This is a genomic window from Streptomyces sp. f51, from assembly GCF_037940415.1.
Taxonomy (GTDB): domain Bacteria; phylum Actinomycetota; class Actinomycetes; order Streptomycetales; family Streptomycetaceae; genus Streptomyces.
On sequence record NZ_CP149798.1, the window covers coordinates 7,953,834 to 7,977,602 of the forward strand.

21 protein-coding genes and 2 pseudogenes are annotated in these 23,769 nt (G+C 69.4%); 11 read left to right on the forward strand and 12 right to left on the reverse strand.

Going from position 1 to position 23,769, the window contains the following annotated elements; translation table 11 throughout:
- Nucleotides 1-45: 45 nt before the first annotated feature.
- Nucleotides 46-280 (forward strand): annotated as a pseudogene (locus WJM95_RS34675) (serine/threonine-protein phosphatase); the annotation flags it as partial.
- Between the two features lie 279 nt (nucleotides 281-559).
- Here the strand turns inward: WJM95_RS34675 and WJM95_RS34680 are convergent.
- Entirely contained in the window at nucleotides 560-862 is a 303-nt protein-coding gene (locus tag WJM95_RS34680) for an antibiotic biosynthesis monooxygenase (RefSeq protein ID WP_339136030.1), read from the reverse strand.
- Between the two features lie 201 nt (nucleotides 863-1,063).
- On the opposite strand from WJM95_RS34680, the pseudogene WJM95_RS34685 reads away from it, so the two are divergent.
- A pseudogene (locus WJM95_RS34685) lies at nucleotides 1,064-1,296 on the forward strand (SCO5918 family protein); the annotation flags it as partial.
- Between the two features lie 113 nt (nucleotides 1,297-1,409).
- Here WJM95_RS34685 and WJM95_RS34690 read toward each other — a convergent pair.
- From WJM95_RS34690 to WJM95_RS34710, 5 genes are all read right to left on the reverse strand, one after another.
- Nucleotides 1,410-1,769 carry a hypothetical protein gene (locus WJM95_RS34690; RefSeq protein ID WP_339135045.1) on the reverse strand — a complete coding sequence of 120 codons (360 nt, stop codon included), beginning with the start codon at nucleotides 1,767-1,769 and terminating at the stop codon, nucleotides 1,410-1,412.
- Nucleotides 1,770-2,107: 338 nt separating this feature from the next.
- Nucleotides 2,108-3,118, reverse strand: coding sequence for a DUF5914 domain-containing protein (locus WJM95_RS34695; protein WP_339135047.1), 1,011 nt, complete (start codon nucleotides 3,116-3,118; stop codon nucleotides 2,108-2,110).
- Entirely contained in the window at nucleotides 3,115-4,140 is a 1,026-nt protein-coding gene (locus tag WJM95_RS34700) for a phytoene/squalene synthase family protein (protein ID WP_339135049.1), read from the reverse strand. The genes WJM95_RS34695 and WJM95_RS34700 overlap by 4 nt, the downstream gene beginning before the upstream one ends.
- Entirely contained in the window at nucleotides 4,137-5,678 is a 1,542-nt protein-coding gene (locus WJM95_RS34705) for a phytoene desaturase (RefSeq protein ID WP_339135051.1), read from the reverse strand. The genes WJM95_RS34700 and WJM95_RS34705 overlap by 4 nt, the downstream gene beginning before the upstream one ends.
- A complete protein-coding gene (locus WJM95_RS34710) occupies nucleotides 5,675-6,982 on the reverse strand; it encodes a polyprenyl synthetase family protein (protein WP_339135053.1) in 1,308 nt (435 codons plus the stop codon). Before WJM95_RS34710 ends, WJM95_RS34705 begins: the two co-directional genes overlap by 4 nt.
- Nucleotides 6,983-7,251: 269 nt before the next feature.
- Here WJM95_RS34710 and WJM95_RS34715 point away from each other — a divergent pair, with 269 nt between their 5' ends.
- The 4 genes from WJM95_RS34715 (at nucleotide 7,252) to WJM95_RS34730 (ending at nucleotide 11,146) form a co-directional block, all read left to right on the forward strand.
- Entirely contained in the window at nucleotides 7,252-8,442 is a 1,191-nt protein-coding gene (locus tag WJM95_RS34715; protein WP_339135055.1) for a lycopene cyclase family protein, read from the forward strand.
- 40 nt (nucleotides 8,443-8,482) lie between these two features.
- Nucleotides 8,483-9,217 carry a class I SAM-dependent methyltransferase gene (locus tag WJM95_RS34720; RefSeq protein WP_339135057.1) on the forward strand — a complete coding sequence of 245 codons (735 nt, stop codon included), beginning with the start codon at nucleotides 8,483-8,485 and terminating at the stop codon, nucleotides 9,215-9,217.
- The gene (locus WJM95_RS34725; protein WP_339135059.1) at nucleotides 9,214-10,809 is read left to right on the forward strand and encodes an FAD-dependent oxidoreductase; all 1,596 of its coding nucleotides are present in this window, start codon (nucleotides 9,214-9,216) and stop codon (nucleotides 10,807-10,809) included. Before WJM95_RS34720 ends, WJM95_RS34725 begins: the two co-directional genes overlap by 4 nt.
- A gap of 76 nt (nucleotides 10,810-10,885) precedes the next feature.
- The gene (locus WJM95_RS34730) at nucleotides 10,886-11,146 is read left to right on the forward strand and encodes a hypothetical protein (protein WP_339135061.1); all 261 of its coding nucleotides are present in this window, start codon (nucleotides 10,886-10,888) and stop codon (nucleotides 11,144-11,146) included.
- 161 nt (nucleotides 11,147-11,307) lie between these two features.
- Here the strand turns inward: WJM95_RS34730 and WJM95_RS34735 are convergent, their stop codons facing one another.
- The 3 genes from WJM95_RS34735 to WJM95_RS34745 form a co-directional block, all read right to left on the reverse strand.
- The gene (locus tag WJM95_RS34735) at nucleotides 11,308-11,889 is read right to left on the reverse strand and encodes a DUF4383 domain-containing protein (RefSeq protein ID WP_339135063.1); all 582 of its coding nucleotides are present in this window, start codon (nucleotides 11,887-11,889) and stop codon (nucleotides 11,308-11,310) included.
- Between the two features lie 172 nt (nucleotides 11,890-12,061).
- On the reverse strand, nucleotides 12,062-12,703 hold the full coding sequence (locus tag WJM95_RS34740; RefSeq protein WP_339135065.1) for a sigma-70 family RNA polymerase sigma factor: 642 nt from the start codon (nucleotides 12,701-12,703) through the stop codon (nucleotides 12,062-12,064).
- 307 nt (nucleotides 12,704-13,010) lie between these two features.
- Nucleotides 13,011-15,083, reverse strand: a complete 2,073-nt coding sequence (locus tag WJM95_RS34745; protein ID WP_339135067.1) for a glycosyltransferase family 4 protein — start codon at nucleotides 15,081-15,083, stop codon at nucleotides 13,011-13,013.
- A gap of 176 nt (nucleotides 15,084-15,259) precedes the next feature.
- On the opposite strand from WJM95_RS34745, the gene WJM95_RS34750 reads away from it, so the two are divergent.
- From WJM95_RS34750 to WJM95_RS34770, 5 genes are all read left to right on the forward strand, one after another.
- A complete protein-coding gene (locus tag WJM95_RS34750; RefSeq protein WP_339135069.1) occupies nucleotides 15,260-16,603 on the forward strand; it encodes a glycosyltransferase in 1,344 nt (447 codons plus the stop codon).
- Between the two features lie 873 nt (nucleotides 16,604-17,476).
- Complete coding sequence (locus WJM95_RS34755; protein WP_339135071.1) at nucleotides 17,477-18,286, forward strand: SigB/SigF/SigG family RNA polymerase sigma factor; 810 nt, start codon at nucleotides 17,477-17,479, stop codon at nucleotides 18,284-18,286.
- 32 nt (nucleotides 18,287-18,318) lie between these two features.
- Nucleotides 18,319-18,705: an ANTAR domain-containing protein gene (locus WJM95_RS34760; RefSeq protein WP_339135073.1), complete on the forward strand. Its 387-nt coding sequence runs from the start codon at nucleotides 18,319-18,321 to the stop codon at nucleotides 18,703-18,705.
- Nucleotides 18,706-18,948: 243 nt separating this feature from the next.
- The gene (locus WJM95_RS34765) at nucleotides 18,949-19,233 is read left to right on the forward strand and encodes a hypothetical protein (protein WP_339135075.1); all 285 of its coding nucleotides are present in this window, start codon (nucleotides 18,949-18,951) and stop codon (nucleotides 19,231-19,233) included.
- 72 nt (nucleotides 19,234-19,305) lie between these two features.
- The gene (locus tag WJM95_RS34770) at nucleotides 19,306-20,136 is read left to right on the forward strand and encodes a transposase family protein (RefSeq protein WP_339135077.1); all 831 of its coding nucleotides are present in this window, start codon (nucleotides 19,306-19,308) and stop codon (nucleotides 20,134-20,136) included.
- Between the two features lie 153 nt (nucleotides 20,137-20,289).
- Here the strand turns inward: WJM95_RS34770 and WJM95_RS34775 are convergent, their stop codons facing one another.
- The 3 genes from WJM95_RS34775 to WJM95_RS34785 form a co-directional block, all read right to left on the reverse strand.
- Nucleotides 20,290-20,691 (reverse strand): hypothetical protein, encoded by a 402-nt coding sequence (locus WJM95_RS34775; protein WP_339135079.1) that lies wholly within the window; start codon nucleotides 20,689-20,691, stop codon nucleotides 20,290-20,292.
- 276 nt (nucleotides 20,692-20,967) lie between these two features.
- A complete protein-coding gene (locus tag WJM95_RS34780; RefSeq protein ID WP_339135081.1) occupies nucleotides 20,968-21,105 on the reverse strand; it encodes a hypothetical protein in 138 nt (45 codons plus the stop codon).
- Between the two features lie 324 nt (nucleotides 21,106-21,429).
- Nucleotides 21,430-23,748: a xanthine dehydrogenase family protein molybdopterin-binding subunit gene (locus WJM95_RS34785; protein ID WP_339135083.1), complete on the reverse strand. Its 2,319-nt coding sequence runs from the start codon at nucleotides 23,746-23,748 to the stop codon at nucleotides 21,430-21,432.
- Between the last annotated feature and the right edge of the window lie 21 nt (nucleotides 23,749-23,769).

Consider the following 23,769-nt stretch of genomic DNA (forward strand, 5'->3'; position numbering starts at 1 on the left):
GCGACCTGAACACGCACCGGCTTCGCGCGAGGGTTCCTCACCAAGGTGACACCAGAGGTGTTGGAGCAGGTGGAAGAGGCCGCGCATGCGCTGGCGTACATCATCGTCACCGACCGTCGCTTCACCGACCTCTACCACTGGGGCAACCGCACCACCCCGGTCAGCCTGGCTGCGGAGATCCAGCGCCAGCTCCTGCCCTCGGCCGCCTCGTGCGAGGCTCCCGAGTTCACCCTCGCCGGGCGCTCTGGTCCCCGCCTCCGACATCGCCGGGGACACTTATCTGGTGCGGTCCTTGACCCGGCACATCGGCCGGACCGCCACTCGGCTGAGCCGCCCTCCACGTTGGCTCGCTGCCGCCGCCGACAGGATGTCGAGGCAGAGGGAATCGGGGGCCTGCGGCAGACGGCCATCCACTGTGCTCACCCCCGTGGTCACGCTTACCAGCCGCGCGCGTTCTACAGTAGCCACCGCAGCTGGAACCCAAACCGTGGGGCAGGTCAGGTTGACCTGTCACCCAACCCTGCATCAGCCCCCTCGTGTCCTGCTGATTTGTCCGGGGTCAGGTCGGGAGCTTGGACGCCAGTACGTCGACGTTCTCGATCACAGGCGACACGGTGAACAGCTCCGTCGCCCGCTCCCCGAGCGCCGCGCCGACGCCTCCGGCCAGGTGCGCCTGTCGACCCGCGTCGTCGGGGAACACGTCGAAGATGCCGAACGTGGACGCATCGAACTGGACGGCGAACCAGGCGCGGGTGTCGGGCTCCTGATCGACGATCGCCTGCGCGTCGGTCAGGAACTGTGCCACTTCTGCTTCCTTGCCCGGTTTCGCCTGTACCCGGACCAACAGCCCGACACGCACCATGGCTCCTCCTTCGATCGGTGCCTTCATGCCAACTCCTTCGCGACTATCGCAGCGTGTGCGGCAGTTCGATCTTCGGGACACGCCGATCGGGGCACCCTCATCACGGTGAGTCTCTGGCCGTCGGAGCAGAGCGGCGCAGCGTGTCGGCCCGTTCGGCGAGCGCGTTCCACACGGGCAGGCGCAGCGCCCCCGGGCCCGTCCCCGGAGCCGGGCTCCGGCGAATCCGTGATCCCGGCCGCCGCCACTACCCCGTCAAGCAGGTCGGCCAGGTCGTCACCCGCCAGGACCGCCGTGATTTCAGCGCCGCCGAAGTCCTCCGCGCGATGACGCAGCTGGGCTTCACCTGCCGCGCCCTGCCCGCGGCCGCACCGGTGCGCGTCCTGAGCCCGCTGCAGCACGCTTCCGCGATGCTCGGCACTCCCGTGTCCGTCTGACCGGCCCGGGGAAACAGGCGTGAGCCGGTACCTGGACGGCAGGGTGGCCCCGACCGGCGCGTACCGGTGGGGCCCACACCGCGTGTGCGGCGGATTCCTGCCGCAGTGGTTGCTCAGTGGTCGGAGTAGCTGAAGTCGCCCATGGTCCAGGCGCCGACGTCGGCGATCGCGACGCGGTACATCCCGCCCGTCTCGGGGATTCCGACCGTGCCCTGCAGGATGCGGGCGACATGGAAGTGCAGATGCGTGGGCGGTCCGTCGTTTTTCGCGGGGGTGTCGAAGACGGCGGAGAACTCGCCCAGGCGGGCGGAGTCCGTCAGCACGTCCGACACCCTCTGCCTCCACACTGCTTCGGGAGCCAGCCGGCCGGTGATGACCGCACCACCGGTGACCACGGTCAGGGACATCTGGTTGCTCTGCCCGGACTCCACCACAGTGGCGACGTCAACGAGCAGCTCGTCAGGCGTGGACATGGGGACGATTATATTGACTGGCCGCCAGGCCCCTTGCCGGGTGGTGACAGCAGGCAAGGTGGATGTGGACGGCCTGTCGCGAAGCCCCGGAAAGTGACTGGGCTCGGGCGTGCGAGGTAGAGCGTCATCACCGCGGGGTCACGGTTCGCCAGACCGCGGTCTCCCGACGCGGTGGACGTGCCACCAGTGGACCGCGTGGTGGAAGGCAGGACACGAGGCCTTCCATCCCGCGGTCAGCTCCGCCAGACAGCCACCCACACCCCCTCTCCGGGCGAGGGCATCCCTACGGCAAGATGCAGGCGGCCCCAAGGCCTGACGCCGACGTCACCTGGATCACGTTATGCGGGGAAGCGGCCTGTGGAGCGCAACTGCCAGCGCCGTTCGGCGTAGGCGAGGTCATCACGCCACAGCCGGGCGGCTGCTGCCCGCATGAGGGGGCGCATCAGTGGAGCTGCACTGCGCGCTGCTGTGAAGCCGCGCCGGCCGGAGGTGGCCACGATCGCCTCGATGACGGCTGTCCGTGGCCTGCCTCGCTCGTCGGCTCCGAGCGGGGTCGCGTGCGTCTCGACGACCGAACCTTGGCCTTCGCCCTCGGTGATGTGCATGACGACCGTGCGGGAGTCGGGGGCGGTGAAGACGGCACGCACGGGGACGACGAGTCTGCCAGTGAGCTTGAAGGAGACGTCGACGGTGAAACTGTCCTCGGCCGCGTCCTCTCCGGGGGTGTCGAGGACGGTGAGGTCGACGAATGAGTAGGGATGGAACCAGGCGCCGTGCCATGGATCCAGCCGATTGGCGATGATGTCCTCCGGCTCGCAGGTTCCCAGACCCGAGTAGACGGCCGACACGGCGTCTGCCAGTGAGGGCCGCACGGGCAGCACGGGCGTGTCCAGCGGTGGTTCGCCGCCCACGGTGTCCAGGCGTACCCAGACCAAAAGGCCGTCATCGTGGACGGGCAGGGGCTCCCAGCCGGCGAACGGCTTTCCGCTGAGAGCGAGTCCGTGCCAGTGACAGACGAGTGTGCCGCAGCGCACCGGGCTGTCCCGCAGAGGTGCACCAAGGTGCGGGCAGATGCCAGGTCCGGCGGCCAGCCGTCCATCGCCGTTTCGCCACACGACGATCTCCTGCCCGACAACAGTCCGGGCGAGGGGACGGTCCGCGGGAATGTCTCGGGCGGCACCGATGACGTACCAGTTGCCGGAGGGACGGTTCTGAGCCCGTTTGAGAGCATGCGCGATGACAGCAGGGCGGGCTTCGCGCCAGGTCGGATGCTGGTGCTCCCACGGTACGGGGGAGCGGCGCAGTGACAGCGGGAAGCGTCTGCGCGGGGCTGGGGGGCCGGCCTTCATGCCACCTCCATTGCTACGGGCTGAGACGGGTGCGTGGCACTGCTGTGGGAGTGCTCCTCATCCTCAGACGGCGTCGGCCGAGCAGCATGGCGCGTTCGTACCCGCGCTGCGGCGACGCGCACCAGGCCGTCGATGGCGACGGCGGCGCGGCGTCGTCGGCTTACCGCAGTCCGTCGGTGCACGACCGCGTAGCCGTCCTCGGCCACGGCGTCCAGGATTCCCCCGTAGAGCACGAAGGCTGTCCGGATGCACGGACGGCTGACGGGGTCGAGCATCGCGATGCCGGGCGCCGCCTGACGGTACACACCGCGAGTGAGGTCTTCGAAGGCCTTGAGCGCCGCAGTGATGCGCGGGTCACGGCGGCCGGTGACCCTGCTCCACTGCAGCAGGTCCCGATCGACTGCGTGGGCTGCCAGGAGGTTGGCAGGAAGGTAGACGCGGCCGCGGTCGAGGTCCTCACCCACGTCCCGCAAGAAGTTGGTCAGCTGGAAGGCGACGCCGAGTGCGGCGGCATGCGGTTCTGCTTCCTGGAGCGGCACCACGGTGCCGAGGATCGGCAGCATCTGCAGTCCGATGACCGCAGCTGAGCCGTGCATGTACAGGCGCAGATCTTCGTAGGTCGGGTACTCAGTGACGTCAAGGTCGCTGCGCATGGAGTCCATGAAGTCGCTGAAGTGACGGGGGTCGATGTCATATCGGCGGGCCGTGTCGGCGAGCGCCATGACGACCGGTTCGGAGCTGGTCGCCTTCTGCAGGCCCTGTTCCATGCCTGCTTGCAGGCGGGCGAGGTGCGCCGAACGCTGTTCCGCGGTTTCCGTGGTGTCGAGTACGTCGACGATGTCGTCGGCCCAGCGGGCAAAGCCGTACAGGGCGTGAACGGCAGGACGTCGCTCGGGGGGAAGGAGCCGGGTTGCGAGGAAGTAGGTTTTGCCGTGCTGGGCGTTGAGCTGCCGGCAGCGTGCGTAGGCGCTGCGCAGTGCAGGGTCGTGGATGCCTGCCGCATCGAGTTCACGGTCGCTCATGAAAGGCGTCCTTGGGTGGGGGCTGTGGCTTGGCGCGGGCGGACGGGCCTGCGGACGTGGCCACCGGTGATCCGGGCGGCGGCGAGTTTCCCGGAGATCAGCACCGTGGGTACTCCTACGCCCGGTGTGGTGCCGCAGCCGGCGAGGACGGCGTTCTCGGTGCCGCGAACCAGGTTGCGGGGGCGGAAGGGACCGGTTTGAGCGAAGGTGTGCGCCGCGGAGAACGGGGTTCCCGCAGCGTGGCCTTGGGCGTGCCAGTCCGCGGGTGTGACGAGGCACTGCTCGGTGATGCTGGAGCTGATGCCGTCGAGACCGCGCTGCTCGAGCTCTTTCAGGATGCTGTCGCGGTAGCGCGGGGCGAGCTCGCCCCACGCGGCGGCCTTGGGCCCGATGTCCGTGTTCGGGCAGGGGGCAAGGATGTAGTGCAGGTGCTTGCCGGGTGGTGCGAGGGATGGGTCCGTGGCCGTTGGGCGAGTGATGAGCAGGGACGGATCGCTCATCAACTGCCCGGTGCGGGTCAGTTCGTCGAAGGTGCGGCTCCAGGAGGCCCCGAAGGACAGTGTGTGGTGGCCGAGACCGGGCCAGGTCTGAGTGGTGCCCGCGTGCAGGATGACGGCGGACGGCGAGTTCTGGATCCGTACCGGCCGGCGGGGTGTGTGGCCCAGGAGGCCGTAGGTGACGGGCAGATCGGGAGTGAGGACAACCGCGTCGCACGGGATGCGGTTCTTGCTGGTGACGACCGCGGTGATGCGATGGCCGGAGCGTTCCAGGTGGGTGACGTCCTGCCCGAAGCGAAGGTCTGCGCCCGCTTGGGCGGCTGCGTCGGCCATGGCCTGTGGCAGAGCGTGCATGCCGCCGCGGGGGAAGTAGACGCCGGCGATCGTGTCCATGTAGGCGATGACGGCGTAGGCGGCCAGCGCGCGGGCGGGCGGGATGCCCGCGTACAGGGCCTGGAAGGAGAAGATGCGGCGTAGGCGCTCATCGTGCAGGTAGCGTCCGATGCGGGTGTCCAGCCTGCCGAATCCGCCCAGGGCGGCCAGTCGGGCAAGGTCGGGTGTCAGGAGTTGGAAGGGCGAGTCGAAGTTGGCGTCGATGAAGTGGCGCATCTGGGCTTGGTAGAGGCGAGTGAGCCAGTCGCGCAGGCGCCGGTAGCCTGCTGCTTCCCTGGGTCCGGCGAACCGTTCGACTTCCGCTTCCATGGAGTGGGGGTCGGTGTGGACGTCGATGCTGGTGCCGTCGGCGAAGCGGGCCCGGTAGGCGGGATGAAGAGGGATGAGTTCAACGCGCTCGCGCAAGGAGTCGCCGACCGCGGCGAAAGCCTCGTCGGCAAGCTCCGGCATGGTCAGCACGGTGGGGCCGGTGTCGATGTGGTAGCCGGCGCGGTGAAGGCGTCCGGCACGGCCGCCGGGCAGCAGATCACGCTCCACAACGGTGACTTGGCGACCGGCACCCAGCAGGTGCAGTGCGGCCGAGAGCCCTGACAGGCCGGCCCCCACCACGACGACGTGGTCCGTGCGTCCGGGGATGGTCCTGGTCATCGGCCGGCCCCCTCTGCGCTCATGGTGAGAAGCCGGGATCCGGTGCGAGGGGAGGAGGCGGTCGGGCCGTGCGCGGGTGCACTTGGGGCCGTGGGAATCGCGGTGGCGGACTGCAGGAGTTCCCGCAGATGCCTGCGGCCCTCGGGCTCGAGCGCCGCTCCTTCGAGATGGCGCATGCCCTGCGCGGCCAGTCTGCTGATCTTTGCTTCTGTTGTCGCTTGCGCGCCGGTGGAGATGAGTACCTCCCGCACCTGGGCGAGACCCTCTTGTGAGAGTCCGGGACGGCCGACTGAGTTGCGCAGCACGTCCAGGGAGCTGCGGTCGTTTCGGGCCGTGGCCCGGGCCTGCGCGACGGCGATGAGATAGGTGGGCTTGCCCGACCGGATGTCACTGCCCGACGGCTTGCCGCTCTGCTCTGCCGTGCCGAAGACGTCCTGGAGGTCGTCCCGCAGTTGGAAGGCGATGCCGATGCACCGGCCGGCTGAGCACAGGGCCGCCGTGGTGGCGTCGTCTGCATCTGAGAGGGCGGCGCCGAGGGCCAGCGGCCGCTCGACCGAGTAGAGAGCACTTTTGAGGCAGGCGGCGCGGATCGCGTGGGCCAACGAGCGTGACGAGGTGCTCTGGCCTTGAAGGTCCAGGTATTGGCCGGCCACCATCTCCGTGCGCATGGCGCTCCACAGGCCGCGCACCCGTCGTGCGCGGGTGGGGCAGAGTTCGGTGTCGACCAGCACGTCGTCCGCCCACGCCAGCGCCAGGTCCCCGGCGAGGATGGCCGCCGATTCGCCGAAACGCTCTCGGTGCGCGAAGGACACGGTGTCGGCGTACTGAGCCTCGACGTCCGCGTGCAGGGCGGGCTGCCCGCGGCGGAGCCGGGAGCCGTCCATCACATCGTCGTGAACGAGCGCGCAGGTCTGAATGAGTTCCAGAGCGCACCCCAGACGCAGCGCAGCCTCCGAATCGCCGATCCCGCCGCCGCACGCGCGCAGCGCCCACCACAGGAACTGGGCTCGTGTGCGCTTGCCTCCGCCCAGGGTGAAGCGAGCGACACGATCGGCGAGATCGTGAGCGAACACCGGGTCGAGGGCGGTTGCCTGCGCGGCGCGCTCAGCCAGCAGAATTTCGAGGTGACGTTCGACGGCTGCGGGCACATCCGCGTCAATCCTCTGCAACTCCTGGAAGCCCGCCCAGGTCGAGGAATCAAGCCGCTGTGCATTCCGCTCAGCTGAAGTTCCCTGCTGGGAAGCGTGCGCCGAGCCGGGCGGCGCTTCGACCGCACGGTGGGCGTTCGGCTTGCTGGGACGCATCCCGGATCCTCTCAATGTGATCGCAGCTGGCCTTTCCTTACGCTTTCCGCGCCGGTGGGGGGCACGGATGCGCCAGCTGAGGGAATGCGAAGCCGCATGCCGCACTTCCGCGAGCGAGCCCTGCCCGTTGCCCTGCGCAGAGTGAGAACGGCGGGCACGCAGAGAGCCGTCACCCGTCAAGCTCTCAGCGCGTCCTGCATCCGTAGGGCCGCGTCAGCGGGAATCATTTCGACCACTTCTGCGGGATGCGACAAGAGAGGGGAACGCTCGTGCTCAGGGCGGATGTCGCCATCGTGGGCGCGGGCGCGGCGGGACTCTCCCTCGCGTACCTGTTGTCCGACCCGCCCCCAGGAAGGCGCCGGCTGTCGGTGCTCCTCATCGATGCCCCGCCAGGTCCCCTGCGACCGCCGCTGCGGACCTGGTGCTTTTGGGAGCCCGGTCGGGGCTGGTACGACGACGCCGTGACCGCGTCCTGGCAGAACTTGCGGGTTCATACTCGCGCCGGTCAGAGCCTTACGAGTCACATCGCACCGCTGCGGTACAAGATGATCCGCTCCGACGACTTCGAGAACCTGATCGCTCACAGCCTCCAGCAGAGCGACAACGTTCAGTGCATCGAGGCGACGGCCGAAGCAGTGGAGGGCATCGCTGGCGGGGCCCTGATCCACGGTCGAACCGCAGACGGTCAGCCGTTGAATGCCCGGGCCCGGTGGGTCTTCGACTCCCGCCCGCTGGGCAGCCTCCCCGCAGGCCGTACCACCTTGCTGCAGCACTTCCATGGCCGGTTCGTGGAATCCGATCAGCCGATCTTCGACCCCGGCACGGCCGAACTGATGGACTTCCGTACGCCGCAGCCCGCCCAGGGCCTCTCCTTTGGCTACGTACTGCCCACCAGCCCCACGTATGCCCTCGTGGAATACACCGAATTCTCCCTCCAACTCCTGTCTCGGCAAGCATATGAAGCCGTCCTGAGCCACTACACCCGAGATGTTCTCGGTCTGCCGGACCTCAAGGTCGTCTCGACCGAGACGGGCGTCATTCCCATGACGGACGCACCCTTCACCCGGCAGACCGCACCGTCGGTGTTCCGGATCGGCGCAGCAGCAGGTGCGACCCGCCCGTCGACGGGATACACCTTCGCCGCCATCCAACGCCAGGTCCAAACAGTCGCCAACGCACTGCTGTCCGGGCGGAACCCGCGGCCACCCGCTGCGCACTCCGCCCGCTCCCGGGCCATGGACGCCGTCATGCTGCGCGCCCTGGACCGCGGCCGGGTCGGCGCCGACTTCTTCAGCCGCCTGTTCACCCACGTCCCCATGGAACGACTGCTGCGCTTCCTCGACGGCCGTACCTGTCTCCACGAAGACCTCGCCGTGGGAATTCGCACCCCCGTGCTTCCCATGCTGCGATCCGCCGCAGAACTGCTGTACCTACCCCGCCGCCCCTTCCCCCGCCCGTGATCCGGCGGCGGATCCCCGTGTACCTGCTCAAGGAGATTGCATGACTCTGCTCCGCGACGCGGACCTGGCCGCCGCGTTCGACCATGCCGCCCGCAGCTACGACACACTGGTGGCCGTCAACCCCGGCTACCACGCACATCTGCGCCGCTCCGCGCGCCGCCTGGGCTTGGCAGACGGCGGCCGCGGCCTGCGCGTACTGGACCTGGGGTGCGGCACCGGTGCCTCGACCGCCGCACTGACAGCGGTGCTTCCTCACGCCTCGGTCACGGCTGTCGATGCTTCGGCCGGCATGTTGGAACGCGCAGCTGTCAAGCCCTGGCCCGGCGACGTCACGTTCGTCCACGCCCCGGCGGAGCAGCTGACAGAGGCAAACGTCGGGGGAGCCTACGACGCGGTGTTCGCCGGATACCTGTTCCGCAATGTCGCCGATCCCGACAGCGTCCTCGCATCGGTGCATGGCCTGCTGGCCCCTCATGGCCGGCTCGCGGTGCACGAGTACACCCTCAGCGGCCGGGCCGGCCACCGAGCGGTGTGGACGGCCGTGTGCGCCGGCATCGTCCTGCCCGTCGCCACCGCCCTGGGCGACGGGCAGTTGTATCGCCACCTATGGCGCAGCGTGGTCGAATTCGACACGGCCGAGGAATTCGCACGCCGGGTCCACTCGGCCGGCTTCGACTCCGTTCGGGTGCTGCCCTTGCCGGGATGGCAAACCGGCATCACCCACACGGTCATCGCCCGGCGCGCCCCCGGCGACGACGAGGCCGTCGGCCGATGAGGGCGCCGAGGCCACGAGACATCGCCCGACGCGGCAGAGACCGCCGGGCACACACGCTGCTGCCCCGGCCCGGCGCCCCACGCGTCGACAGCGAGCGGCCGCCCACCACCGCCGTCGTGGGCGGAGGAATTGCCGGAATGGCGGCCGCTACCGCCCTCGCCGAACGAGGGGTGCGCGTCACCCTCTACGAACGCGAGGCCTCACTCGGCGGGCGCGTAGCGGGCTGGCCGGTCACCCTGCGCGACGGCACAACGGCCACCATGAGCAGAGGCTTTCATGCCTTCTTCCGGCAGTACTACAACCTCCGCGGGCTCCTGCGCAGGACCGACCCTGGGCTGCAGCGGCTGACCGGCCTTGCCGACTACCCCCTGCAACACAGCGGTGGGCTGCACGACAGCTTCCGCAAGGTCCCTCGCACACCACCGTGGAGCGCCATCGGCTTTGTCGCCCAGAGCCCGACATTCACCATCCGCGACCTGTACCGCATGAACCCCCGCGCCGCCCTGCCCCTCCTCGACGTCCGCGTACCGGAGGTCTATGAGCAACTCGACGGCGTCAGCGCATACGACTTCCTGCAATCGATCCGCTTCCCCGAAGCCGCCCACCACCTCGCCTTCGAGGTCTTCTCCCGCAGCTTCTTCGCTGATCCTCGGCAACTGTCAGCGGCAGAGATGGTGCTGATGTTCCACATCTACTTCCTCGGCTCCGCCGAAGGACTTCTCTTCGACGTACCCGACGAACCCTTCCCCGACGCGCTCTGGAGACCGCTTGGCGACTACCTGCGGGGCCACCATGTCGACATCCGGCTGTCCACCCCGGTCGCTACCGTCGCCCCCACACACGAGGGAGGCTTCATCGTCGACTGTGGCGAAGAGCGGTGGTACGACTCCGTCGTGCTGGCGCTGGACACTGCCGGCCTGCAATCCATCGTCAGCAGTTCGCCGGAACTCGGCCACACGGCATGGCGCCAAAGCGTTGCCCGGCTGCGGACGGCACCGCCCTTCCTTGTCTCGCGTCTCTGGCTCGACCAGCCCGTGGCCCGCGATCGCCCCGGCTTTCTGGGCACCAGCGGATACGGAACCGTGGACAACGTCAGCATCCTCAACCGATGGGAGGGCGAAGCCTCCCGCTGGGCGGCTCGCACCGGCGGCTCCGTCGTCGAACTGCATGCCTACGCCCTCCCGCACGACTGCGCCCGCGACGTGGAGCAAAAGCGGTTGCTCACCCAGCTTCACACCGTCTACCCGGAGACACGGGCCGCCCTCGTGGTGGACGAACGCCACGAGTGGCGGAGCGACTGCCCGCTGTTCCCGGTCGGCGGGTACACCGACCGTCCCACCATCCGCACCAGCCACCCCGGCCTGGTGATCGCCGGAGACCTCGTGCGCACGGAGCTGCCCGTCGCCCTCATGGAACGCGCGGCGACGAGCGGCTTCATGGCCGCCAACGCATTGCTGGAACAGTGGAATGTCCAAGGACAGGCTCTGTGGACGGTGCCTCGGCGAGGCCGCAATCTTGCCTTCAGGGCTACGACGATGATGGGCACTTCTTCAAGGGGTAGCCGCATGGCTTTCGTGGACCGACCGCAGTAGTTGATGAGCCGATACGAAGCCGGGGGCGGATCCGCGGGGGCGCGGGATCAGTCCGTCAGCACACGCCCGGGCCAAGGTGACTGTCCATCGCTCGTGGCTCACCGAGTGGCGGCCGTGGTCGCTGCCGACGCTGCGCAAGGAGTTCAACCAGGCCAAGAAGACTGGCCCGCGCTTCGCTGCCGGGTGGAAGGAGAACTCCAAGGAGGCGTACAGCACCGGCCTCGCCAACGCGTCGGCCGCATTCGACAACTACGCCAAGTCGAAAAACGGCAAGCGCAAGGGCGCCCGGATGGGTACGCCGCGGTTCAAGTCGAAGCGGAAAGCACCGCTCTGGTGATGTGACGGACCTTCCCGGGAAGAAATGCCCGGAATGCTGAGACCTGACTACGGACTCAGCAACGGTGGACGAGCGTGCACGGATCGATCGGCGCCAGCCCTGCCTGGACGGATACGTCCGGGTACTTCGGCGCCGCATGTATCCGTCCAGGCAGGCCCCCTTCAGGGGCTGGGCCGCGAGCCGGGAGACCCGGCCGCTCCCTGCAAGGCGGTCCGGTCCGTGCCCGGCGGCAGTGCCTCTGCGGGGGCCGGCTGCCGGCGTCGGGCGAGGGATTCCCGGGCGGCCTCGCGCGGGTGGCGGCGCTGCCAGTACGGGTTGTCGTGGGGCAGCTTGCTCGACACGCGCCCGTACATGCCGAACGTGAGGATCACCAGCCCCATGACAAAGCTGAAGACGACGTTGGTCATGCCGAAGCCGAGGATGTTGGCGGGCCGGTCGAGGATGAAGATGTGGACGAAGCCGCTGAGCAGGAACAGGGTTCCCACCGTCATGTTGAGTGTGGAGGCGATGTTGCCTCCGACGACGGCGCCGGCGATCAGGAGCGCGCCGACGGCGACGGAGATCAGGCTCAGGGCGCCGTTGGACGACATGCCCGCGACGTTTCCGTTCGTGTCGAACGGGCTGAGCTCGTCGGCGAAGCCGAGGCTGCCGAAGACGAGCAGGACCACCCCGCAGAACGCGGAGCCCCACCGGTAGACGGTGGCCAGGTGGTGGTCGATGGGAAGTTCGTCCTGGAGCTTCATCGCCCGTCCCTTCTCTTACGAAGTAGCTGTCAAGGAATTGGGGAAGTGGCCAATCCGCAGTCCCTCCGCGCGAGCTGCGCCGTTGAGGCCAGCACGTGAGCGTTGACGGAGAGATGAAGATGGTCCAGGAGGAACGGCTTTGGCATACCAGATCGTCGGGCTGGCCTGACGATCAGCCGTCCGCTTGGAGGGGTCGCGCACCGGGGCGGTTCTCGCCGACCTCTTGGAGGCAACGGTTCAGGCCGTGCAGCCCGCGACGGGTGTGGCTCTTGACCGTTCCCAACGGCAAGCCGGTGACCTGGGCGATCTGGGTCTGTGTGAGGTCGTTGTAGTAGGCGAGGCTGAGCACGCGCCGCTGAACCGCCGGGAGCTTCGACAGCTCGTGATGTATGAGGACGCGGTCCAGGACCGCATCGGGCTCACCGGCACGGTCCTGCGTGGATACGACGGCACCCGCTGCCGCCACCAGGTCGGTCCGGCGTGTCCGGGCGTGCAACGCGTCGGCGATCTTGCGTCGGGTGATTCCGACGATCCACGCTGCCAGGGCGCCCCGTTCGGGTGCGAAGCCGGCCCGCCCCCGCCATGCGGCCAGGAACACCACCTGCGTGACGTCCTCCGCCTCGCCCGCGTCGCCCAGAGAGCGCCACGCCAGGGTGTACACCAGGCGACCCCATCGCCGGTAAGCCCCGGAAAGGGCCTGCTCGTCGCCCCGGGCGAACGCTGAGGCGAGTTCCTCCTCATCAAGAGACTCCTGAACGGGAGCCGCGAGCGGAGCACCCTCAAGGGGCTGCTCTGTCATCTGCTGTGAGGTCATGGCGAGGCTCCTCGAACAGGGCGGATCACGCCATTTCTCCGACGGAGGCGACCGCAGGGCCGTGCCGTCTGGTGTGTCTGGCGCATCGGTTCGCGCGGGGCGATTCCCGCTCTGCCACCATCCGAAATATCGATGCAGCAGGCAACATGCATCGACTGTGCATCGGATTGTTGGCCTCGTCGCGGGCGGCGCCGGCTCCTGGTCGCGGGGGGTGGGCACGGCACTCGCGGGGGAGCCCCGCTCATCCGCCTGGGGAAGTGGCACAGACAGCTGCGCCGCACGCACGTGTCGTGGGCATGAGCCCCGGTCAGGGCTGGTCGGTCTTCCTCACCGCGCCGTACTGCCGGGCCAGCGCATTCGCCATCACATCGATCGAGTAGCGGGTGGTGACAACGTCGCGCCCCGCTCGGGCGAAACGCGTTCGGTCCCTTTCGGGCAGGGCCGCCATTCTGCGCAGTCCCTTTGCCACGCCGGCCGCACTGGATGTGTCGAGCAGGATGCCGTTCACACCGTCCCGCAGGTAGTGCGTGACCCCGCCCCGGCCCGGCCCTGCCGCCGACAGTCCCGCCTCCATCGCCTCCAGGACGGCGATCCCGAACTCCTCTTTGACACTGGGACACACGTACCAGGCCCGTATGCCGTTCGCCGGGTCCGCAAGGGCTCGTTGCAGTCGGCGGACGCTCTCGTTGGGCAGCGCTGGAAGGAGCGCGAAGCGGGACCGCGCTCGCGGGTAGCCGAGCAGAAGGGAACGGATTCGAGCACGCATGGCGTTCTCGGCGGCTGTGCCTGGAGGCGGACCGCCGCCGATCAGCACCAAGGTGGTCGTCATGTACGCCCCCGTGGCCAGCCAAGCCTGGACCAGAAGGTCTTGCTGCTTCACCGGATGCAGACGGCCCACATTGAGCAGCAACGGCAGGTGGCGCTCTGCGGGGTCCAGGGCGTGCGACCGATGCCCGCCGGCGAACAGCGCCGACAAAAGCGCCTCACGCTGCTTGCCCTCGTCGGGAGCAGGACGGTAGGGGGCAATGCCCTCGGGGATCGCGGACGGCCCCGCACCGTCGTTCAGCCCAGCCAACACCGGGAAATGGCGTACGAGCTCCTGGGTGCCGCCCTGCCCGGGAATGGCCACGACCGCATCCGCGCGGTCGACCAGCCGGTCGGCGACGAAGATGCGGTGCAGGTCATGGCGGAGTTCCTCCGCGGCCTCCGCGTCGCGGAGGGGGGCGCGGTGGGCATGGCGGTCGGCCAGGTGCCGGTGCGGGTCGGGGGTGGCAGTGAAGACCAGACGTGTACCGACCCGTGCGGCGGCCTCTGCCATGGCCAGACTGCCGTCGTCCGCGTAGCGCACATGCAAAATGTCGAGCGGTCGTGTCATGTTGCCCAGCAGCCGTGCTGCCCACCAGGCGAGCGCCGAGCGGTGAAGGGCGATGTCGGATGGTGACGGTGGCCCCGCGGCGTCGACGGGAAGCCGCAGCACCCAATGTCCGGGCCCGCGCTCATAGGCCGTGCGAGGATCCCGTTCGAGATCGTCATGTCCGGCCGCGACCAGGGTGACGACGCCCGCAATTCCTTCTGTGAGGGCGAGCCGGTCGCCGAGCCCGCCGAGCAACACCGAGAGGCCGCCGCTCAGCCCCTCGCCAGGTCTGTCCAAGTGGCCCAAGAGCATGGTCTGCGCGATGAGCTTGCCCGGACGGGCATCGTCCCAGTCGATGGGCACGGTGGGAGGCACGATCAGCAGCCGCTCGTAGACGTCCTCCGCCGCAGAGGGACCGGGAAGTCGTTCGGGTCCGTCAGGGAGCAGATACAGATAGCGCCAGGCGGCGTGGCGTACCGTCCGGTCCTTCGTCGAGTCCGCCAGCTCGGCGGCCTCCGCGGCCGTGAGGGGACGCAGCTCGGCCGCCACCGCCAGGTTCAGGAAGAACGCTGAAGTGGCCGTGTCCGATGCGGTCATCAGCAGGTTCCGCAAAAGCGCCTCGGCGTGTTCTCTGCCGTGCCACTGCACCGCTCCTGGCCACATCTCGGCGACGACCGCCTCAAGGCGCGGGCCACCTCGGGTGTGGGCCAGGAGCGCCTCTGGACTCAGCGGTACAGCGAGCCTGCACGCTCTGCGCAAGGAGGCCACGGCCGCGTCGTTCCGGTCGAGTAGCGGTTCGCCGCTTGCTGTCACGGGCCACGACGACGGCCCGTACTCAGCTTCCAACAGCTTCAGCAGTTCGCCGTCTGCGCAGGCCCGTACGTCAATGCTTGGGTACCCGCTGGTGCCCGCGGAACCGGCGAAGAACCGCCCCCGCGCCGCCACCAGAGGATCGGCGTCGACGGGTTCGAGGACGCCAGCCGGTCCCACAGGCGCCACGGTGTCTGCGGAGGAGACGGTGGACATGATCATCCTTGTCTGGATGTCTGAGAGCTGACCACGGTGTTTCACCGCCCGACCACTGAGCGGATGCACCCTCGGGCGACGGCTCACGACACACGGACTCCATCCCGCGAGCGTGGTTACGATGCTGTGCTCCGCACCCGGGCCGCTCGGCGCGGCAGGGGACCGAAGGGGATTTCATGCCACGCATCGTGGTCGTCAGTCCACCGTTCCTGTCGCATGCCCGACCGCTGGCCGAGCTTTGCCGGGCATTGCGGGAGAACGGCGCTGAGGTCTGGTTCGCCTGCACCCCATCCTTCGAGTGGCTGGCCAGGGAGGTGGCTGCCCACTTCGCGCCCCTGACCGTGACCAGGAACGCCAACACCGGTGTCGCGGAGGAGACGCACCAGGACGCCGAGGAGGCGGCTCGCCTCGTCGAATTCCTCGAGGCGACACGCCAGGGCCCGGTGCCTACCTTGGTCACTCAGGCGCGTCACCGGCGAAGCGACATGCTGGCCGACCCGGACGGCGTACTCGACGAACTGGCCACCCTGGACGCGCGACTGAGGCCCGACTGGTACCTGGTCGACCAGCTCAGCTATCCCGTGACCCTCGCGCTGCACTGCCTGGGAGTGCCGTACGCGACGTTCTGCCCCGGGCACCCCAGCTACGTCCTGTCCGGACCGGACGCCTACTTCGGGGTGCCCTACGACTGGCCCGAGGCGCTGTATCCCGACCCCGCGGAACTGCCCGAACTTCTGTCCGCCGCGCGGGAGAACGACGCGCTGTTCACCGTGCTGTTCGACGAATTCGTCCATCGGCGCGCCCCGGCCCGGCCGACCCCCGCCAGGGCGTTCGGCCTGACGTCCCCATATGCGGTCCTCTACTCCTATCCGGAGTTTCCATGGCTTCCCCGTCCGGCGCCGGGCCCGGTGTCCCTCTTCGCCGGCCACTCCGTGACGCCTTCCCCGCGGCTGGACGAGGCGTGGCGCAAACGCCTTGAGGTGCTTCGGGGGGAGGGCCGGCGGATTGTTCTCGTGGCTCTCGGCACCTTTCTGTCCGCTCGGGACGACGTGCTGCGCACTGTCGTGCGCGGTGTGCTGGACCACCTGCACGACTCTGCTGTCGTCGTCGCGGCGGGCGGGCGGTCCCACCGACTCGCGGACCTGGCCGGGGAGCGGGCCGTGGTGGTGCCGTCGGTGCCCCAGCAGGCGTTGCTCGAACACGTCGACCTGATGGTCCACCACGGCGGCAACAACTCCTTCACGGAGTGCGTCCGGGCGGGCGTTCCGGCCCTGGTGCTGCCCTTTTCCAGCGATCAGTTCTCCGTCGCGCGCGACGCGGAGTGCTCGGGCGTGGGTGTGGTCGCCGATCCGAACGCCGCAGGGCCGGCCGAGATCGGCGCCGCTCTGGAGGCGTTGTCGGTCACGGCCGGCCCACGGGTTGCCGACCTGGCCGGCCAGGTCCGTGAGCACGGGCCCCTATGGGGAGCCGCGCGCCTGCTCACGGTCATGCGGGAGCGGGCACCGGCACGGCCCGCATGACGGCCCTGGTCGCGGACACATCAGGTGCGGTTTGAGGAGGGGCAGGGCGGCTGGCGGAAACGCCATGGGGGCCAGTGCGTTGACGGTGAACAGGTACTCGGCGACGGCTTCGCACCGACTTGGCCGGTGCGAAGGCGGCGCAGACGACGACACCGTCCAGCCCCCTGAGTCGGTCGGCGGCCCAGGTCACCGTGCGTGCGCACTGTTCGAGGTCGTAGGCGTCGAAAGCGCGGCAGGGGCGTCGCCGCAGGTCTGGGAGACGCGGACGAGACGTTTAGGGCGGGGAGGATGTCAAGCCTCACGCCGTTCGAATGCTGGGCCGAGTTCGGGCTGTGCTGCTGTGTACTCGAGTGCGATCACCTCCTGCTCTTTCCTGTCGGCCGGGCTGCCGCGGGAGCCCGGGCTTGGATGACGGGGCGGGTACCCCGAACTGCCGTGTTCAGAAGAGGAAACGAACTGCCGTTTGCGGGTGTGCCTGCCGCAGGAGAGGGGGCCATGCGGACGAACCAGGCGCTGCCGAGGCGGGCGGCGACTGAGTGGGCCAGCAGGCTCCCGGGCTGTACATGCTGGAGGGCTGGCAGGCGGCCGGTACTGTGCCGACGACCGGTCAGGGTCCCGCGCGTTGTCGCGAGGTGCTGGGCAGCCGGGGGACAGGCGTCCGGCGCCGGAATTGTTTGCGGGTGTGGACGCGGGGCAGGCGGCCTGTGTGCTTCGGACCGGAGGCGCGAGCCAAGCGGAGTTGATCCGCGCGGCCGCGGCTTCCTCTGCGGTCTGCGGAGCCCTTCTCTGTGCGGCATGTCCCATCACCCTCGTCCGGGACCGCGTTGCTGTGCTTGCGCACCGCCCGGACGCGCCGTCCAGGAGGGATCCCGCGTGCCCACCAAGAACTTTGCAGCCCGTCCGCGCACCGGCGTTGCGGCAGACCGAGGCTTTGACGACTCACCCGAATCCGGCGCTCTGTTCATCCGGCTGGCGGAACTGGAGGACGGCCCCGAGCGGGATGCCGTGCGCGATGAGCTGGTCAGTCTCTGGCTGCCCATGGCGCATCGGATCGCCGGCCGCTTCCGCGACCGAGGTGAGGCCATCGAGGACCTGCGCCAGGTCGCAGCCCTTGGTCTCATCAAGGCCATCGACGGGTTCGACCCGGTTCGCGGCGCCTTCGAGAGCTACGCCGTCCCGACGATCACCGGCGAGGTGAAGCGTCACTTCAGAGACCGGATGTGGGCCGTGCGGGTTCCGCGCCGGGTCCAGGAATTGCGCAACTGTGTCCGGATTGCCCGCCGTGAACTGTGCCAGCAGCCCGGCCCGGCCGAGCCGACGATCGCTGAGATCGCCGCCCACGCCTGCCTCACCGAGGAAGAGGTGAGCGCCGGGATGGAGGCCATGGAAGGCTTCAGCGCCCTCTCCCTCGATGTGGAAGTAGGCGCAGGCGACGACGGATACAGCCTCGGCGACACCCTGGGCGCCGCCGACTCTTCCTTCGACACCATCGTCGACCGGATGGCGGCCGCCAAGGAGTTGCGCCGGCTGCCAGAACGGGAGCGGTCCATCCTCTACATGCGCTTCTTCGAGGACATGACGCAAGGCCGTATCGCCGAAAGGCTCGGCATCTCGCAGATGCACGTCTCCCGCATCATCTCCCGCAGCTGTGCCCGCGTACGCCGAGGGGCTCTGGCGCGGTGACCGCCGGCCCAGAAGTGAAGGAGGGAGCGCTGATGAGTCAGATGCTGACGCACGGACACGGCGAGCAGCCCGCGGCTCGCACGGAGAATGAGCAGATACCGCAGGCGGCACAGCCCCGGCACGAGGGGGCGCGGCAGGCCGTGGTTGAGCATGCGACGGGTGTGGTGATGGCGCTGGGACGGTTCGACGCCGGCGAGGCTGGAAGGGCCCTGGCCGAGGTCTCTGATCGCACAGGCCTCACGCCGGTCCGCGCCGCCGAACTGCTCACCGACTGGCTGACCACCGGGGAACTCAATCTGGGACTTCGCATAGCCCTGGAAGAGGCGATCCGCGACCGGCGCCGAGCGCAGTCAGCACCTGCCCCTGCGGGTGGAACGAAGTCCTGGGAGGGAGGGGGCCATGCTGTCCCACAGGCTTGAGAAGGACGTCCTGGTTCTCACGGTGGAGGACACGCCCAGCTTTTAGAGCGGGGAGGATGTCAATGAGGACCCGCCATCCTGATTTCTGCTGGTCGGCGGGGCTGGTGTGCCGTCTCGGTGGGGTACTCGTGCTGGTCAGGGTGGAGATCGATAGCACGTGATCGTCCGTCAGGGGCGTCTTCTGCGCTTCCCGGGTGCGGGCCTCGGCTGCTGCGTAGCTTCTGCGCGGGAGGGATCTTCATCGTGGACGTGCTGACGTGGACGGTCGAGCGGCGGGCGCGGCTGGCGGAACGCGCCGAGCTGCTGCGCAAGGAACTGGCGGGGATCGAGGCGGAGGTGGCCCGGCTGGAGGCCGCCGAGGTGGTGTTCGGGCAGTGGGCCGAGGCGACCGACGGTGGTGGGCGGCCGTCGGGCATCGTATCGCCGGAGCCGGAGCCGGAGCCGGAGCCGGAGCCGGAGCCGCTGCGCAAGCTCGCCGACCGGGGCTGGATCTCCCGGACCGGCGCGGGCCGTTATCTCCCGTGCTGACCGGCCAGGACGGCGGCGGACCGGCCGATTCCGGCCGTAACAGGAGCTCCCCCGGCGGGAGTTGGCGTGTGTGTGAAGACCCACCGCCCCGCCGAGGGCTCTGAGGAAGCTGTCTATCAGGTTCGCCTCCCGCTGTCGAAGCGAACCATCGATCTCGTCGCCGGCCTGATACGCAAGCGGCGCAAGGCGCTGGGCTCCCGCTGGCGCAAGCTCGCCTCGGGCGCCCAGGCGGTCGTCGTACTCGCCGTACTCCGCCACGACCAGCGCCTTGCCGACATGGCCGGCGGCAACGCCGTCGCTGCCTCCACTGTGCGTCGCTGGGTGAAGGAAGCGATCGAGCTCCTGGCTGTGCGGGCCCCGCGTCTGGACCGGGCACTGAGGAAGATCGCCCGCAGCGGCGGAGCCGTGGTCCTGCTGGACGGCACCCTCGTCCGTACCCGCCGTCGCACCGGGGCGGACAACCGGAAGAACTTCTCCGGCAAGCACAAAGCCCATGGCCTGCTGTTTCTCGCTCTGACCGATGAGAAGGGCAACCTGATCTGGATCTCCGCGGCCAGACCCGGCCGGTCCAGCGAGATCACCGCCGCCCGCCACAACAAGATCACCGGCCATCTGCGCGAGGCCAGACTCGCAGCCCTGGCCGACCTCGGCTTCGTCGGCCTGGACGACGACCCCGACGACCCGGTGATCATCACCGGCCGCAAGGCCACCCGCAACCACCGCCTCACCGACTCCGAGAAGGAAGCGAACCGCCTGCTCAACCGCGAACGCGCCGCCGTCGAGCACGGCTTCGCGAACCTGAAGTCCTGGCGCTTTCTTACCAAGGTCCGCATGAACGCCCGGCACGCGACCACCCTCCTGCGGGCCCTGCTCGTCCTGGCGAATACCGAAGTCCACAGGTGACAGGCGATCTCCCGCGGAAGATCACGCCCCTGACCGGCACGAGCACGTCACCGCAGGCCCACACCAGCCCCGTGACCTGCAGAATCAGGATGAAACATCTCATTGCGTGATGGCCCGACGACTCCGCCGACGGACCATCACGCAAGATCGAGGCTAAGAAATTATCAGCCTGTCGTATGTGATGGTGAATACTTGGGTGCTTCCGCTGGTTTCCACCTTCGTGATCACCGGCGATGTGAACGTCGATTTCTTGACGGTCCGCCCATCGAAGTCGAGCGAATTGACGCTGACGGAGTACGGCCTCGGCTCTCGAGGGTCATTCTGACTCGCCAACCATGAGTCGATGCCGGAGTGGGCGCCGGGATACCTCACTATGTGCAGTTGGTTTCCATCGGAGATGTTGAATTCCTGCAGATTCTCGGCGAAGGTGCCATTCACGCTGAACGAGAAGCTCGCCGTGTCGGCCTGCTGAAGGACGCCGCTGGAAACCGCCTTGGCGGCCGGGGTCGACGGCGGCGTACTCGCTGAGGCGATCGAGGCCGAACCGAGGCTCACAAGGCCGGCGGCTAGCACTCCTGCAGCGACAAGAGTGGATAAGCGCCCAGCGCGACCGAACTGATGTGTCATCAAAACCTCGCAGATCGAGTTGGTGCCGTGTGGTTCAAAGGTAGAGATGCAACAGGGCGGCTTCCCGTTCCTTGTTGGTGCAGGTTTCCAGCAACGCCCCGCATTCAGAGGGTGCGTTCAGGTGCGCGGATGGCTCGGGCGGTCTTGGCGACGTTGGATGCCGATTCGGGGAGTTACTGGGCAGACTGTGTTTCCCGGTATGGATTACGGAGCGACCGCCACCACCTCGGCGGCCTTCAGCCGGGCCACCTCCGCCTCGATCCCCGCCAGTTCCTTGCGCAGCAGCTCGGCGCGTTCCGCCAGCCGCGCCCGCCGCTCGACCGTCCACGTCAGCACGTCCACGATGAAGATCCCTCCCGCGCAGAAGCTACGCAGCAGCCGAGGCCCGCACCCGGGAAGCGCAGAAGACGCCCCTGACGGACGATCACGTGCTATCGATCTCCACCCTGACCAGCACGAGTACCCCACCGAGACGGCACACCAGCCCCGCCGACCAGCAGAAATCAGGATGGCGGGTCCTTAATGAGGAAGAGTCGCACCCAAGTAGCCGTTGCCCAGGGTGCACAGACTTCCGCAGGCGTTCCTCGGCAAGGTCGTAGCCCTCGTGCTCCCACAGCAGTCCAGGCACTCGGGCGGTTCCCCTTCCGGTGTCCATCGTCGCGGTCGTCACCGTTCGGCCAGCAGGCCGGTGAGGACGCGGTCCGGGGTGAGGGGGAGTTCGCGGAACCGGATGCCGGTGGCGTGGTGGACGGCGTTGCCGAGGGCGGCGGCGGTTCCGACGATGCCGATCTCGCCGATGCCCTTGCTGCCCATGGGGTTGAGGTGCGGGTCGTCCTCCTCGATCCAGTCGGCCTCGATGCCGGGGACGTCGGCGTGGGCGGGCACGTGGTAGGAGGCGAGGTCGGCCTCGGTGAAGTCGCCGAACGGGGCGTCCATGGTGCTGCCCTCGGTCAGGGCCATGCCCAGGCCCATGATCATGCCGCCGACGAACTGGGAGCGCGCGGTGCGGGCGTTGAGGATCCGCCCGGCGGCGAAGACGCCGAGCATCCTGCGGGCCCGTACCTCGCCGGTGACGGTGTCGACGGCGACCTCGGCGAAGTGGGCGCCGAAGGCGTGCCGGGCGTACGGGGAGTCGGCGTCCGCCCGGCCGGCGGTGTCGGAACGGACCAGGAGACCCTCGGCGGGCAGCGGACCCGGGTGCTCGGTGAGCCGGGTCGCCAGGGCGGCGCACGCCTCGTGCACGGCCCAGCCCCATGAGGCGGTGCCGGAGGAGTCGCCGGCCAGCGACGCCGGGGGCAGGTCGCTGCGGCCCACCTCGGTGCGCACCCGGTCCAGTGACGCGCCGAGTGCGTCGGCGGCGACCTGGGCGAGGACGGTGCGCGCGCCGGTGCCGATGTCGGCCGCGTTCACCCTGATGAGGAAGGTGCCGTCGGGCAGGGCCTGGGCGGTGGCGGTCGACGGGCGGATCACGACCGGGTAGGTCGCCGCGGCCACTCCGGTGCCGATGAGCAGTGGGCCCTCGGTTTGGGAGCGCGGGCGCGGGTCGCGCCGGTCCCAGCCGAAGCGGCCGGCACCCTCGCGCAGGCACTCGGTGAGGTGCCGGCTGCTGAACGGCTTGCCGCTGCCGGGTTCCCTCTCCGGCTCGTTGCGGATCCGCAGCTCGACGGGGTCCACGCCGAGGGCGTCGGCGAGTTCGTCGACCGCCGACTCCAGGGCGTACATGCCGGGGGCCTCGCCGGGGGCGCGCATCCAGGACGGGCTGGGGACGTCCAGCGGCACCACCCGGTGGGAGCTGAGCAGGTGCTGTGCGGTGTACATGACGCGGGACGGCACCGCGGCCTGCTCCACGAATTCCCTGACGTGCGAGGTGTGCGTGGTGACCTCGTGCAGCACCGCGGTGAGGTGTCCGTCGGCGGTGGCGCCGAGGCGTAGCCGGTGCAGGGTGGGGGCCCGGTGGCCGACGACGGTGGGCATGTACCGGCGGGGGTAGGCCACCGTGACCGGCCGGCCGGTGTGCCGTGCGGCCATGGCGGCGAGGACGACGTCGGGGCGCGGGGTGCCCTTGGAGCCGAAGCCGCCGCCGACGTGCTCGGCCACCACGGTGACGTGCTCCTCGGGCAGGTCGAAGAGACCGGCGAGCACGGACTGGACGGTCGTGCTGCCCTGGCTGGAGGTGTACACGGTCAGCTGGTCGCCGTCCCAGTGCGCGGTGCTCGCGTGCGGTTCCATGGGGTGGTTGTGCAGGGGCGGCACCCGGTACTCGGTGTCCAGGCGGACGTCGGCGGCGGCGAAGGCGCCGTACGGGTCGCCGTGTTCGAGGCGGCCCGGCCGACTGCCCCCTTCGGGCTCGTAGGCGTCCGGGTGGTCGGGGCGCAGTACGACGTCGTGGTGCTCGGTGGCGTAGCCGACGCGGACGGCCCGGGCGGCCGCGCGGGCCGCCTCCAGGGTCTCGGCGACAGCCAGGGCGACGCACCAGCCCCGGTGCGGCACGTGGCGGTTCTGCAGGACGGCGAGGGTGGCGTCGTCCGTCTCGCCGAGGCGCGGGGCGTCGCCGGGGGTCAGCACGGCGAGGACGCCGGGCAGCGCGAGCGCGGCCGAGGTGTCCACGCCGGTGACCCGGCCCCGGGCCACGGCCGCCGGCACGGGCCAGGCGTGGACGCGGCCGGGCACCGGGTACTCGGCGGCGTAACGGGCGTTACCGGTGACCTTCTCCCGCCCTTCCCGCCGCCCGGCGGGCGCCCCGAGGGCGGTGCCGGTGCGTGGGGTGGGGTGGGGGTCCTGCTCCAGGGCGCCGGTAGGGGGCTGCCGGCCCTCGCCGGACTCACCCGAGGCGGCGGAGGCGGCGCGGGTGAGGAGGTCGTCGTGCGGCAGAGCGGCGCCGGCCCGCGGATCGTCCAGGGCCGGTCCGGTGGCGGCCATCGGATCGTCGTGCGGCAGACCGGACCCGGGCAGCGGCCCGCCGTGCTCCAGTGGGTCGTTCGCCATCGGTTCTCCTGGGGTCGGGCG

Coding starts and splice junctions, on each gene's coding strand:
- WJM95_RS34785 (WP_339135083.1), bottom strand. CDS start 23,748: ATGGCGAACGACCCACTGGAGCACGGCGGGCCGCTGCCCGGGTCCGGT.
- WJM95_RS34725 (WP_339135059.1), top strand. CDS start 9,214: ATGAGGGCGCCGAGGCCACGAGACATCGCCCGACGCGGCAGAGACCGC.
- WJM95_RS34690 (WP_339135045.1), bottom strand. CDS start 1,769: ATGTCCACGCCTGACGAGCTGCTCGTTGACGTCGCCACTGTGGTGGAG.
- WJM95_RS34740 (WP_339135065.1), bottom strand. CDS start 12,703: ATGACCTCACAGCAGATGACAGAGCAGCCCCTTGAGGGTGCTCCGCTC.
- WJM95_RS34680 (WP_339136030.1), bottom strand. CDS start 862: ATGGTGCGTGTCGGGCTGTTGGTCCGGGTACAGGCGAAACCGGGCAAG.
- WJM95_RS34750 (WP_339135069.1), top strand. CDS start 15,260: ATGCCACGCATCGTGGTCGTCAGTCCACCGTTCCTGTCGCATGCCCGA.
- WJM95_RS34710 (WP_339135053.1), bottom strand. CDS start 6,982: ATGCGTCCCAGCAAGCCGAACGCCCACCGTGCGGTCGAAGCGCCGCCC.
- WJM95_RS34735 (WP_339135063.1), bottom strand. CDS start 11,889: ATGAAGCTCCAGGACGAACTTCCCATCGACCACCACCTGGCCACCGTC.
- WJM95_RS34705 (WP_339135051.1), bottom strand. CDS start 5,678: ATGACCAGGACCATCCCCGGACGCACGGACCACGTCGTCGTGGTGGGG.
- WJM95_RS34695 (WP_339135047.1), bottom strand. CDS start 3,118: ATGAAGGCCGGCCCCCCAGCCCCGCGCAGACGCTTCCCGCTGTCACTG.
- WJM95_RS34700 (WP_339135049.1), bottom strand. CDS start 4,140: ATGAGCGACCGTGAACTCGATGCGGCAGGCATCCACGACCCTGCACTG.
- WJM95_RS34720 (WP_339135057.1), top strand. CDS start 8,483: ATGACTCTGCTCCGCGACGCGGACCTGGCCGCCGCGTTCGACCATGCC.
- WJM95_RS34760 (WP_339135073.1), top strand. CDS start 18,319: ATGAGTCAGATGCTGACGCACGGACACGGCGAGCAGCCCGCGGCTCGC.
- WJM95_RS34745 (WP_339135067.1), bottom strand. CDS start 15,083: ATGTCCACCGTCTCCTCCGCAGACACCGTGGCGCCTGTGGGACCGGCT.